Raw genomic sequence first — 13,350 nt, 5'->3', positions numbered from 1 at the left:
TTACTTTTGGCGAAGCAAATTATAACCCTTTACCATGCTGCTCAAAAATCCATCGCGAAAGATCAACACGCCCTAGGTTTACGCTGATTTTTTTACTAACGGAATGATAAATAATGAGTTTTATTGTGTTGTGATTAGTGGTATTTCCATTAGTATTTAGTTTTGGGCCTGCCTATATGGTTTTTGCCACATCAGGTGCGAAGGTTGGCGCGCGATGTTCGCAGCCGTTAATGTGCGGCATTGATCTTGTATTTATTACGCAATCAATCCTTGCGTGGCTATTAGTTTTTTGCGCAGTGGGTCATAGCAAGCTCAAGATGCTGAAAAGGTGTTAGGTTTTCAGGATGGAGTTGCTATTCAATTACCTGATGCTAAAGGTAGTGTTGAAGTATTTATTATTTACTAGAGTCGGCTGTGGCAACATTTGGTAGTGCCGCTATTTATGGGCGATTTTATTATTCGCCTTCCTTAATATTTCTACGCATGTGGTTTGGATAAAGACCGGGCAACTGGCCACTCAGCTGGTACTTCAGCACGTAACCAGAAAATTAATAATAGAAGTTATTTTGTTAGCTTACTGTTAGTGTCGTTATGGTTAGTAGTGGGTGATTCATTTTGGTCGTAATTTATTGTTTGAATATGCGAAGGTTGAGCGGCATGATAGCGACTATTAGAACTATTAATCGAAGGCTTTTATTTTAGCCAAGATTGAATATACGCCTTTAGGCTGCTGGAGTTTAGTGAATGAATCTTAACATAATGTTGCTGGTACTAGTGCAAGTATTGTTTATGATTGGCAACATGATGTTTGTCGCTTTAGCACCAGTATTAGGCAAAGCACTAGCGGGCAGCATGAGCCTTGCTACTTTGCCGTTGGCGATAAGCATATTAACCATGTTGATCTGCTCTTTTCCCTTGAGCATGGCCATGGGGCAATTTGGCCGTAAGCCGGTTTTTGCCTTTGGCATCGTTGCGAATTTAGCCGCTGGGGTGATTTTTTTCACCGCGGTGAAATTGCAGTTATTTTCACTGTTTTTGCTCGGCAGTGTTGCCTTTGGTCTCTCGATGGCCAGTGCCAATTTTTATCGTTTTGCGGCGATGGAGCTAGTAGAAAAACATCGTCAAGCCTTGGCTATTTCGGCGGTGATGGCCGCTGGCGTGGTTGCTGCTGTGGTGGGGCCAAACCTTGGCGCAGTGACACAACATCTATTCTTTGAGCAAGCATTTGCTAGCTCGGTGCTGCTTTATATTCCTATTTCTATTATTGCGATGGCGTTGCTGCTATTTATTCAATGGCCGCAGTTACAAGCCTCTTCCACCAAGGTTGACTTGCCGTTAGATCTCAAAGGTGAAATTTGGCAGCCAATGTTCACCGCCGCCGTTGCTTATGGTGTCATGGTATTGATCATGAGCGCCACGCCGCTGCATATGTCCCATCATCATTATGATTTTTCAGATACCGCTTGGGTGATCCAGTGGCATTTAATTGGCATGTTTGCGCCGTCATTTTTTGTCAGTGGATTGGTTAAACGCCTTGGCTTAAAAGGCCTGTTGTTACTTGGTGCGCTAGTGCTTGTCGCCTCTTTGTTGGTCAATCTAATTGCACAAAGCCGCACCTTGCTTACCCTTGGTTTATTGTTGCTCGGCATAGGTTGGAACTTTTTATTTTTAGGTGCCAGTCAATGGCTAATGAAGCTATCAGAACATAAAAACGGCGCAAAAGTACAAGGGGTTAACGAGGTGCTAGTGTTCGGCTTCGCCGCTATTGCAACTTTTAGCTCGGGTTGGCTGCTGGCTGAGTTTGGCTGGATCGTACTCAACTTAGCGTCATTACCTTTATTGGCGCTACTGCTGGTGGTATTACTAAAGAGTCATGGCTTAAAACCAAATCTGACCGCGGTGGTGAGTGATTAGCGAGCGTGGCAAGTTGACTAATTTACTGCGAGGCAAGATCTTCAAGTGTTAGATCGTGTAGAATGCGCTGTCCAATTTTGATGTAAACGAGATCCCCATGTCGAACGTGAATACTGCTGAGCTTCATCCCTTTGTACAAGAATGTGCCAATGCGATGGCTAACAATCAACTGCAACGCTTGGTGTTTTCAAAATATCGCGGCGACAATAAAGAGCTTAAGCGTATTGCTTTTCGGCCTATTGAGCTAAAAAGTCAGCGATTGGTGTCTTGTTTATATGAATATCGCACTAACCACATCACCAAAAATGTTGCGCCAGATGAGGCCATCAGTCTTTGCCAGCAATGGCTAGAAAGCGAATTTTCTAATGCCCACTTGATCACCGATGAATGGGAAATTCAGTTAAGCATTAGCAAAAAGGGGAAAGTGCTGCAAAACAAATACCGCAATAAAAATACCGCCAAAGTGGGCGTAGTGAGCGAAGCCAATCTAGAAACGCCTCATAACCGCGCGAAAAAACGCTTTGTTGAACAAACTCGCCCCTATTTAAAAGAGTTAGGCATTACCGATGCTAGTGGCGAGATTATTCCGGCCATGTCGCGCAAGTGGAAACAAATCAATAAGTTTATTGAAGTGCTGTCGCGCGCCATTGATAACACTGGCCTCGCCAAGCGCAGCGAAGTTCACATTGCTGACTTCGGCTCAGGTAAAGCCTATTTAACCTTCGCCGTGCATGATTACTTTATGGATAAGCTGCAAGTGCCGACCCAAGTAACAGGCGTTGAACTGCGCCAAGGCTTAGTGGACTTATGTAATAAAACCGCGCAAAAGCTCGATTTAACCGGCATTAAGTTTGAACAAGGCGATGTGCAGCATTTTAAAGCGCAAGGCATCAACATTATGATTGCCCTGCACGCGTGTGATATTGCCACCGATTACGCGTTGCACATGGGCATTCGCACCGGCGCGGAAATCATCATGTGCTCGCCATGTTGTCATAAACAAATTCGCCCGCAAATGAAGAGTCCGCAAACCCTAGCGCCACTATTGCAACATGGCATTCATATGGGCCAAGAAGCGGAAATGGTCACCGATGGCCTGCGCGCACTGCTCCTTGAAGCTCATGGTTATGATACTCAAGTGTTTGAATTTATTTCCCTTGAACACACCAGTAAAAACAAAATGATTCTGGCGCAAAAGCGCAAACAGCCGCGCGATAACACGGCGATATTGCAGCAAATTGCTGACATCAAAGCCTTCTATGGCATTGAAGAACAGTGCCTTGAGAGCTTGCTCGCGCAATAGGTTGAGAGCGTAGGCGCAGCAGTCATGCTGCGATACCTTACTTAATATCTTGAGAGGGCTTATCGCCTTATCACTGGGGCCTTGACGGGAGCACCCTAATGTTATTTTTTGTTAAATATATGTAAAACAAAAGTCACAAAATGCGTCGCTGTGCTTATACTTCACTCTGAATGCCTCGGTAGCGAGATCGTTTGATATGGCCGCTGAGGAACAACCATCAAAGAGAGTAAGTGAGGATGCAATATGGACTTTCAACGTCTGGCTGGAATGTATGTTGAGCAGAATTCAGCGTTAACCAATCGAGAAATCACCAATCTACCTACAGATGTCAATGCGGTGCGATGCCTTACTCAGGCAGCTATCAATGTGGAATTGTTTACCATACCTTTGTACATGACAACTATGTATTCGATACAAGGTATGCACTCAATCACAGGTAAAGGTAACGCGTTATATCTAGGTCGCCGCTGGCCGGGAATTGCGCCAACCGCCAGTCCGCAGACGGCGAACGAACAAGCCTGTAACTTAGTCTTTAGCGTGTTTATTCAGGAAATGCTGCATTTGCAAATGGCTGCGAATATTCATAATGCCTTAGGTAAGACCGTTAATTACCCCGATATTGCAGCTAAATCGGGGTGCTATATTCCGACAGTTGAATCAAAAGCAAAAGCTGCCAGCTTCACTTCGCCATTGTTGGTAAACCAAAATAACGGCTGGATATGTTATGGACCAGATAAAACGGAAATCCCCCATATTTTAGATCTTAAAGACCTTTCAGACCCGATCTATAGTGCGGTTAAGGTCGCGCTTGGTGGCCTTGATACAAATAGCCTCAACCTATTCTTACTCATTGAAGAGCCGTCAGATGTATTGGCCAGTAGAATTAAAGAATCAGCCAAAAGTAAATACATCGCCACTCAGCCTGATGGCGTTGTTGGGGCTGTGCCTTTTGCTGATTGGTCAGCAACATCAACAGAATCCCAATTGCCGCAGTTTGGCACCATTGCCACTATGTATGAGTGTCTCGCTTCATACCTGAACATTACCTACCAAAATGGCATGACATTGTTTGAGGTGCTGTTTGATTCAACTTCTCTGCAACAAGACCTGTTTAATACCGAAGGTGAAGGCCACCCTATGGCTGAGTTTCCAAGGATGAAAACGGTGGTTGATGCAAAAACAGCGAATGAAGCGAAGCAACAGATCTTTCAGCTCATGAATGCTATCACTGACCAGGGTGAAGGGGCGACGATGAAAGTGGACCCGGAGCCCGTTTTGCCTCAAGGGTTAGTGGGCGCGCCTGTCAGTTCGAGTTATCAACCTAACTTTCAAGCACTTCAGCAAGATTACGTGCAATATGACGAAAACGGAGCGCCGCTACCTATGTCCGCGAGTGCTCATGCCCGATACTTTGGCGGCGTAGTTGATCATTATGATCGCTTTCAGCAGGTTAAAGGGTTATTAGAATCTGGCGAGATAACAACGTGGGCAGACTGGCACAACAACCAGGAAAATCAGTGGGCTGCAGGCGACTTACAAACTGAAGATTTTGAAAAGAATAAATATAAAGGTACTTTGCCCTCAGCAGAGGCGGTCGCCAATGCATTGAACAATCTTAAAAGTGAAGGTGACTCGAGTTGGCAAGAAATGAGTCGAGTTGCTGCAGGCGCAATTGCAGGCATCACCACCGTTTTGAATGAATTTTGGAGTAACAGCGAAACTGGTTTCCCGTTTCCTTCAATGTCTGGATCTGGAGACAGGGTGTCCATATGTTGGGCCGTTTTTGGTAAAGCGCCAGACTTATCACTCGGCGAATATGAGCGAATTCCAGAGGCGAAGCGAGATTATCTCTACCACGCTTGCCAAGGCATGGCATTAATGCCAGACCCACAAGAAGAAAGCAATAGCTGTGCATCAAAAGAAATTTTCCACACTTGCCGGGGCTCAAATAGCTGTAAGGCTGAAGGAGGGTGTGGTTTTGTTCAGGATATTGATGGCGGCGGAGCAGGTTGTAATACACTAGCAATAACAGCATCCAAAGATGGATTAAGTGCGGGATGTCCTACGCCGACACTTTATTCACCTCCTGCAGATAATGCGTGTGCGACCAAAGGTGGCTGTGCCGTTCCCATCTCTGCATCACAGTTATTTCCTGAAAATGGCCTGATGCCTATTTATCAATTGAGACCGGGCTCTACAGAGCGAATTTCAAATGAGGGAGTGGAGTTTAAAGAAGGAGATGCGGTTTATGACATTGCGTGGCAAGCCTACAGTAAGGTCATGAGCCATGAGGGTAAAAATCCAGGTGAAAAACCGACCACTCAGTCTGATATGCGATTAGCGTTTCCTCCGTCAACCTAACGTGAATACATTTTTGGGCTCCCTGTTCGCCTTGTAGGTGGGGAGCCTTGTTTTAGGTCGATAAAGAGGAAAAAGTAATGAAATCAGATTGTTCATTTTTACATCATACAGATATAAGGCCCTTATATGATCCGGGATTCAACAAACCACGAGCTTGTTTAGGCTACGGGGTAGGGTTGCGAACTTGTCACTTCCCATGGCTTGAGCAGCACTTATTACCTCGTGATTCAGGTGTTGATTGGTTTGAAGCAATTACCGAGAATTTTCTCGATCATAAAGGTTATGCTCGCCACTTTTTATTCAAGCTGAGAGAGCATTACCCCATTGCGCTTCACGGTGTGTCAATGTCGATTGGTGCAACTGATCCTTTGAATACAGCCTACCTCAAATCGTTACGTCAACTGTGTGGCGATCTACAACCCGCATTGGTTTCTGACCACTTGTGCTGGACTGGAGTAAATGGCGTAAACAGTCACGATTTACTGCCCGTTCCCCTAACTGAAGAGAGCCTAAAACATGTATCAGAGCGAGTAAATAAGGTGCAAGACTGTTTAGGGCGGAAGCTGGTTTTAGAAAATCCGAGCACCTATATGTGTTTTGCTGGTAATGATTACGCTGAGTGGGATTTTCTAAATCAACTGGTAAGTTGCACAGGCTGTGAGCTTTTAATTGATGTTAACAATATCTACGTGAGCAGTGTGAATCAGGGATTCAACCCCCAAACATACCTAGACGGGTTACCTTTAGACTCAATCGTTCAATGCCATTTGGCCGGGCACACTGATTGTGCTACACACATCATAGATACACATGATAAGCCAGTACATCATAAGGTTTGGGCGCTGTACCGAGACTTAATTGATAGATGTGGACGAAATGTTTCCACATTGCTGGAATGGGACGCCGACATACCTGATTTTCCTGAGTTGGTCGCCGAGCTGAATTTGGCCAAGGGGGTTATAAGAGGAGATATGCCAGAACGAGCAGACTCATTGCGGCCGGGGGCAAACACCGATTCTGTACAGCTATCTACGCCTTTGTCCGCACATTTAGAAAAAGCACCTTCCATGTTTTTGGAGCAGCAATGAGTAGAGCGTATAACCTAGTCGAGCGACAACAGTGGTTAATGCAGCGCATTCTTGGTGGCGTACAGCAAAATCAATATTTAGAAGAAAATATGGCTGCTACCGGCCCCCTTGCTATTGAGCATCAGCTAGCTATTTATCAACAGGGGTTTCGGCTTCGCTTGATTGAATGCATGAAGGCTGAATTTCCATCGCTCGTCTTGTTTCTTGGCGAAGAGGTGTTTCACCTGTTTGTCGTTGGGTTTCTTTCGGTTAACCCATCCAAGCACTATAGCTTGTATGAGCTGGGCGATGGCTTTGCTGAGTTCTTAGCTTCCACCCGACCGCAACCACAGCAAGTGCCGAAAGAGGTCGCAGAAAAGCTTAAAATCCCGGAGCAATTAGCCCTGTTAGAGAGAGCAAGAGCTGTGTCATTAAGGGCTGAAGGCTGTGAACACCGTAATAAAGTTACTGTTGATTCATTCATGATTTGGCCATTACTTTCTTTGCCTGAGACCAGTATCCTAGTGGACACAGACTTTAGTCTTTTTGATTATATGCGAAAGTCTGATAGCTACCTTGCGAAGCGAGATAAAGGCGAAGAAGCAATTGCCCCGCAACCCCCCTCGTTACAAAAAGAGCATATTTTGGTTTATCGCAATCATTTTCGAGTCGCTTTTATGAGGGTTGAAAAGTGGCAGAGTGATGTGATTAATGCTTTGTCGTATTCGGAGCCTTGTGATGTGAATTGGCCAGCGGTTGCGCAACGTGCAGAGCTAACTGAAAGCCAGTTACTCTCAAAGCTAACGCTTTGGTTGCCGAAAGCCGCTGCAGCAAGCCAGATAATATTGAACATAGCGGAGGCGTGAATAGTGTTAACTAATGAAACAGAAAATATGCCAACCAAATTATTATTAGATCACATAAACCAACATGGTTTTGTATTAATTAAGCAGTTAATTAAACCTAGTGTAATCATTAGGCTTAGGCACCTTTGTCAGTGCTTAATCGACGATACGGAATCTCAACATGCGAATAGGCTGCAACTGGAAAATATCGCTATTACGCAAACTCACAAAGGTTATTTTGTATCTCGAGTTAATAATCTGTTTCAGTTTCAGCCGCAGTTTGCTTATCTACTTGCGCACACTGGACTTATGGATAGCGTAGAAGCCATTATCGGTGAGTCCGTTTTACCAAGCTACGAATCCCTTGTTATTAAGCATCCTTTAGATAGGCACGGGTTTGATTGGCACCGCGATATTGGAGATAGGTCGCAAGAACCTGTGCTCACTGTCGGTATATATTTAGATGAAGCGAAAGTAGATCAGGGTGCCTTAAAAGTGATACCTCAATCTCATACCAGTCAATTGACTGTTTCTGAGCTAAAAGCGCAACTGACTAAAAAAAAGTCAAAGAGTGTCGATGTAGCGGCTACAGCAGGTGACGTCATTATTCATCATGTTAATACCGTTCACGCATCAGATCGACAGGCTAGCTCTACCATACGAAGAACGATTTATTTTGAGTTTAGGGCTATTTCGCATTTCATTAATAATCCTAGATTCTCGAGCTGTTGGATTGAAAAACGCCAAGCACTCATGTCTCAAGTTAAAAGCCTTAATCCAGACAAAATACAAAGTGATTTTCAGCTGCCAAATGATTTTTATGTTGAACAGATACGCATAGAACCCGCTGAGTATTGTATAGCATAAGTCGACACGAGCCGTAATCATATCTGTAGTGACTGTTATTAATGCACTAAGGGAATGAGTAGATAAGTCATGAGTAAATAATGTTGAAACTTTCGTACCTTAATAATCAGGAGCGAATTAGTCTGAGCTAGTCTACAGCTCCCACTTTACCTATACCGTTTTTGGCAGTGCGCTATAAGCAATGACCGCCGCATCGCGTTTTGCGACATCGGTGTGATGGCCGTTATTTACGTATTTCTCACAGTACTCAACGGGATCGCCCTGATTGACGAGAAACGGATTACTTGAATGAACCGATAACACTTGTTGCCAACGCTTTGCGATGTGCGCTGGTGGATTCGGCATCTCAATTAAGGGTACTTTCGACTCTTCAAAGCGGCTGTTAATGGCTACATTCAGCATATCGTCATTCGCGGCTGCTAACCAACTGGCGCCATTTTTTCCCACGCAAAGCAAAGGCATGTAAGGTGCCAAGGCTGGGCAAACCGTATTGCGATATAACTCAACTTGCCAGTATGAACGCGCTATTTTGGCAAATTGTGTAAAGCTCTTAATGGCAGTAAATTGCGCTGAGGCGAGCGGTAAGATTTCTACCCTCGGCTTACTCGGATTCACCGTATCGTTGGCGACATCTATGTACCACTTGCCTAGAATGAACGCATTTTGAAAATACTCATCGCGCAGCGATCCCCACGCTTTTTTTAAATCAATACCTTGATTGATATGCTCTCTTAATAGGCTCAACCCGGGTTTAGTGGTGGTGAATATTTCTTGTTGCAATAAGCGGAAAACCTCATCTCTGATTTCTCTACAGCGACCAATGGGGTAGGGCTTCTTAGCAAAAAAGGGAAATTGCGGCGCGAGGTTTAAATCCGCGATTAACCGCACTTGTGCTAAGTCTTGGCACAATAGATTAAGTTGCTCTTGGGTCAGTTTGTTATTCGACATTGGGGTTACTCATTTGTGGGCATCAGTTACAAATTTTCTACTCAGCTTTTTATTCTTTATTTTGGGATAGCGAGTGCTCATCTGGCCAACTAAATTGTCGAAACGAGATGTTAAACCTAGGCTTTGTGGCTTTGTTTCCTTTGGCGAGAGCGTGCTCATAATTATCTTGAAACCCCTTGCCCATTACCAATAGTGAGCCATCTTCAAGGTTTAGTTCATATTGCTTTTCGATATCATCTTGGCTGCGAATCAAAAACGCTCGCTCGGCTCCTAAACTAATAGAAGCAATGACATCGGTGGCGCCAAAGGCGGGTAAATCGCTATGAAAACCCAAGCTTTCTTCACCATCTGGGTAGTACAAGCACACAGCGACAGAAAACGTGATGCCTGTCAGGTCAGCTATCTGTTGTTGCAGTTGGGTCAGCAAAGAAAACCAAGTGGCGCATCGGCCATGTTGTGAAGGAAAAAGTTGAGATTGCGCTAATTGTGGATCTAAGAAAATCATCCGCCAAGGCAAAATGTGTGTTTCCTTGCCATTGGGTAGTCGAATAACTTCAGGTTGGTTAAGGTCAAGATTTGCTACTAACCAATTAAACAGCGCGCTACTTTGTTTGGAGGACATAAACTGTGAATAGTACTGGGCATTGCAATTTAACGGTAACTTCACTGTTTACTTCCTTAAAGTCAGACTTAAAAAGAGATAGTAGGTATTTATGTTGTTTATTTTTAAGGTAATTCTTTTATCCAGCGGTACTCTCTGATCCACTTTTTCATGGTTGGGAAGCCATATACAGAACTGGTCATTTCCCATACATCAAGCAAAGGTTGCCCCAACAGTGCCCCATTATCAAAAGCATTGATTAAAGAGTGTGAAGCGCCTCTATAGCCATCATCATGAAAAACAGTTTTCATCGGTAAATTTAACCGCTTCACCGCTGCGACTGACCAAGCAATTGCCGCTATCTCTTCACCATGCATGGCTTGCTTTTGTCGTCCATTTCTTAGGCCATTTTTATACACATTACCTTGTAATTGAGCTCGGTATATTGGCTCGCAAACTGCGATATGACCAGCTTCGTGAAGAATATCACCAGCATACTTAACCTTGTCTATATCAATTTGTAAAGCGCCCTGATTAAGGTTCACACCAAGTAAGAATGTTTCATTCTCAATGGACGTTAGGGAGAATGGTAAGTTGATCGCGTGCAAAAAATCACAAATCTGAGTTATGGTTTCATTCATCCACTTATCCTTAAATGATTAGGCTGGCAATAAACCAGTGAGCTTTAGCCCTATGAGAGAATATCACTTGGTTGTGCTAGTCATGTTTTAGTAAAAGTCTTATCAATGTAGCAAAGTTTCTCCAACACTCTACGATTGGTTGCTTGAAATGCGCTTGCCCGCGCGCTTTGGTAGGTGAATAGGTGTTTGATGAAAATTGTTATGAATATGTAAAATTAACTCCGCTTTGCTAAATATCACAGCAAATAGTGTTTTCATCATCTATAGCGATAATGGTGTAAATATGATGACTATCGAAACGTTCTGAAATAAAAAGTGATGAGTGTGATTTCATATTGACTTTTGTCAATTAAATGTTGATTTTATATCATTTTAAACTAGGTTGTTAATTTTAGTCATCACGAAAATGACGGCGCTGTTTGGTGCGAATCAAAATGAGTTCTTAAGGATATTTGACCATGGAAGCACAACATTTACAGGTTACCTCGGGTCTGCCGTTCGCAGAGCCTGAAGTTGACGCCCTGCTTAAGCACTCAGTCCGAACGCAACTTGAATCTTTGTTAAAGCAGCAGCTCACAGTTGAACAACGGGTGCAGCAATTACAACAAAGTTTTGTTAATGCAATGACATTAGTGCTAAGTGATACAGAAACGCAGCATCAAGCGCTAGTTAAAGCCTTTGACGCTATGTACGACCAAGCCGTGCAATCAATGGCATTAGCTGAGCTGAGCCAAGCACAGTTAACACGGCAATATGTGTCGGCATCGGGTTTAATTATGTCTCCCCACAATTGTAAGCATACCATCAAGGATGTTTATCGCATTAAAGGATATGCCCGAGGCATTGACCAAGCAATACAAAGTAAATTAAAACATGTGTCTTCAATTACCGTTCTCTATCCTGCATGTGGCCCTTTTGCCCCTTTGCTATTGCCTTTATTAAGTTACTACAAAGATAGCCAAAAACTCACTGGACAGCAGATCCAAGTTATTTTGGCTGATGTTCATCCCGGCGCCATTATGACACTTAAGCAATTAGTTAAAGACTTACAACTGGATGACTACATTCTTCGTATCGAAGAGGTTGATGCCACTGAATATAGGCCTGAAGAATCGATTGATTTACTTGTGCTAGAAGCGATGCAACATGGCTTTACCAAAGAAGGGCAGCTCAGTATTGCTAAGCACTTAGTGCAATTTCTGAAAATAGATGGTTGGATGATCCCGCAGAATATTTCGATCCGAGGCATGATGGTCATAGGTGAAACGGAATTTAATCAGCAATGGAAAGAAGTGGAATATAGCCACTCGCTAAATACCGATACCGATGCACAGCGAGATAGGGTCGAACTTGGCGAGCTAATGAGTATAAACAAATCGACGCTGTTCAACATGCAAGAGTTGGAACTGCAAGACGGCGTCAAGGTTATTCCGGCAAGCCAAGTTACCTTGCCCGTTGGCGTTGACGATATGGATAAGCGTATTCTAGCGGTTTATGCTCATATTGATACTTTTGCACAGGAGGGAGTTGGGCAATATGACTCAGGGATCACCCACCCCAGGCCCGATATGACGTTTTATATTGATACCAAGCCTCGTGATGTTGAGCATACTCACTTTGTAGCAAACAGTGGTGACTCGGTGCAGTTTTATTATCAGTTAACGGGCTTACCGGGTTTTGTGCCGGTAAAAATATAGGAGCTGATGATGCAAAGATATGCTGTTTTTAGCGGAAGTTGCCAAAGTTTACCCGCCATTCAATACTTGCTGCAAACAAGCCAGCTGGCCTGTGTGGTGTTGGTTGATGCTGAGCCGAACCCTGATTTAGTGCAGTTACAACAATGGCTGCAGCATCATCAAGTTACAACACTATCATACAATAAAACCGAAGATTCAGTGCTGGTTGCGCAGCTGGATAGATTGGCAGTTAACCGTGGTTTGATTTACTTATTTCGCCACATAATAAGATCGCCTTTGATCCAATATTTTAATGATGGACTAGTAAATATACATCCAAGTCCTTTGCCAGAATACAGAGGGCCGCAACCACTATATTGGCAGATAAGAAATGGCGAAACTTTCACAAAACTAACGTTACACAAGGTCTCGGAAGAAGTAGATTGTGGTGATATTGCACTGGATGTTGATATAGAAATACATCCCTTTGATACGACTCACTGCTTATATCAAAAAACAGCTCAAGCCCTACCTTATTTGATTTCACAGTTCTGTCAATTGGATCAAGAAAACAAAATAGAGTGGCGTAAACAAGATCAAGAAGGTTTTAAACAGGCCCCCGCATTACTGCAATCCGATTTATTCATTAACTGGTACACAACCAGTGCTAGTGACATTGTCAATATGGCTAGAGCGGGTAATTTTGATAGTTTGTGTGCGTATTTTCAATTTCGTCAAAGCACATTTCAATTACTGCAAGCCACTAAAATTGACTGTTCATTGAAAGGGATTCGTCCCGGTACCATTGTGGAGCTTGATAGTAGCCGGGGCTTAATTGTAAAAACCCATGACGGTGGCGTTAAATTAGATATTGTAGGGTCTTCGCAAGGTTGTTTTGATGGTTATCGATTTGCGCTTTTATTTGGCTTAGAGCCTGGGCAGGTAATTGAAAATATCAACGCTTGTGATGATGCTTAGGCGCTAAGCAGGAGAATGTTAATCCTGATTTATTGGTTTTTTATGGTGGCTTAGTTGAGAAAGATACGATAAATGGTTAAGGCCATTGTAGTTTATCAATTCTGCAGTCTAACTATGCTCTGAACTTAACTTTCAGAAGCGAGATAGAT

The 13,350-nt window shown here is 43.6% G+C and carries 11 protein-coding genes; 8 read left to right on the top strand and 3 right to left on the bottom strand.

Annotation, left to right across the window (positions count from 1 at the left end; all coding sequences use genetic code 11):
• Positions 1–744 precede the first annotated feature (744 nt).
• The 6 genes from K1M91_RS13170 (at position 745) to K1M91_RS13145 (ending at position 8,357) form a co-directional block, all read left to right on the top strand.
• Entirely contained in the window at positions 745–1,914 is a 1,170-nt protein-coding gene (locus K1M91_RS13170) for an MFS transporter (RefSeq protein ID WP_232802464.1), read from the top strand.
• Between the two features lie 97 nt (positions 1,915–2,011).
• The gene (locus K1M91_RS13165) at positions 2,012–3,217 is read left to right on the top strand and encodes an SAM-dependent methyltransferase (protein WP_232802462.1); all 1,206 of its coding nucleotides are present in this window, start codon (positions 2,012–2,014) and stop codon (positions 3,215–3,217) included.
• 243 nt (positions 3,218–3,460) lie between these two features.
• On the top strand, positions 3,461–5,578 hold the full coding sequence (locus tag K1M91_RS13160; protein WP_232802460.1) for a ferritin-like protein: 2,118 nt from the start codon (positions 3,461–3,463) through the stop codon (positions 5,576–5,578).
• Positions 5,579–5,655: 77 nt separating this feature from the next.
• Positions 5,656–6,666, top strand: coding sequence for a DUF692 domain-containing protein (locus K1M91_RS13155; protein ID WP_232802458.1), 1,011 nt, complete (start codon positions 5,656–5,658; stop codon positions 6,664–6,666).
• Positions 6,663–7,511, top strand: a complete 849-nt coding sequence (locus tag K1M91_RS13150) for a DNA-binding domain-containing protein (RefSeq protein WP_232802450.1) — start codon at positions 6,663–6,665, stop codon at positions 7,509–7,511. Before K1M91_RS13155 ends, K1M91_RS13150 begins: the two co-directional genes overlap by 4 nt.
• A 3-nt stretch (positions 7,512–7,514) precedes the next feature.
• Positions 7,515–8,357 carry a phytanoyl-CoA dioxygenase family protein gene (locus K1M91_RS13145; protein WP_232802443.1) on the top strand — a complete coding sequence of 281 codons (843 nt, stop codon included), beginning with the start codon at positions 7,515–7,517 and terminating at the stop codon, positions 8,355–8,357.
• A 150-nt stretch (positions 8,358–8,507) separates the two neighbouring features.
• Here the strand turns inward: K1M91_RS13145 and K1M91_RS13140 are convergent, their stop codons facing one another.
• Genes K1M91_RS13140 through K1M91_RS13130 form a run of 3 tightly spaced genes read right to left on the bottom strand, consistent with a single transcriptional unit; the run spans position 8,508 to position 10,547 of the window.
• Positions 8,508–9,305, bottom strand: a complete 798-nt coding sequence (locus K1M91_RS13140; RefSeq protein ID WP_232802435.1) for a hypothetical protein — start codon at positions 9,303–9,305, stop codon at positions 8,508–8,510.
• 49 nt (positions 9,306–9,354) lie between these two features.
• The gene (locus K1M91_RS13135; RefSeq protein WP_232802422.1) at positions 9,355–9,972 is read right to left on the bottom strand and encodes an alpha-ketoglutarate-dependent dioxygenase AlkB; all 618 of its coding nucleotides are present in this window, start codon (positions 9,970–9,972) and stop codon (positions 9,355–9,357) included.
• 59 nt (positions 9,973–10,031) lie between these two features.
• Positions 10,032–10,547: a hypothetical protein gene (locus tag K1M91_RS13130; RefSeq protein ID WP_232802420.1), complete on the bottom strand. Its 516-nt coding sequence runs from the start codon at positions 10,545–10,547 to the stop codon at positions 10,032–10,034.
• Between the two features lie 458 nt (positions 10,548–11,005).
• Between K1M91_RS13130 and K1M91_RS13125 the strand changes: the two genes are divergently transcribed.
• Together K1M91_RS13125 and K1M91_RS13120 are read left to right on the top strand one after the other, a co-directional pair.
• Positions 11,006–12,244 (top strand): hypothetical protein, encoded by a 1,239-nt coding sequence (locus K1M91_RS13125; RefSeq protein WP_232802418.1) that lies wholly within the window; start codon positions 11,006–11,008, stop codon positions 12,242–12,244.
• A 6-nt stretch (positions 12,245–12,250) separates the two neighbouring features.
• Complete coding sequence (locus K1M91_RS13120) at positions 12,251–13,201, top strand: formyltransferase family protein (protein WP_232802411.1); 951 nt, start codon at positions 12,251–12,253, stop codon at positions 13,199–13,201.
• Positions 13,202–13,350 lie beyond the last annotated feature (149 nt).

It is taken from the genome of Motilimonas sp. E26 (assembly GCF_021278025.1).
Taxonomy (GTDB): domain Bacteria; phylum Pseudomonadota; class Gammaproteobacteria; order Enterobacterales; family CBDFNC01; genus Motilimonas.
Note: the sequence above shows the minus strand (reverse complement) of the source record. Positions and strands in the feature narration are given on the sequence as shown.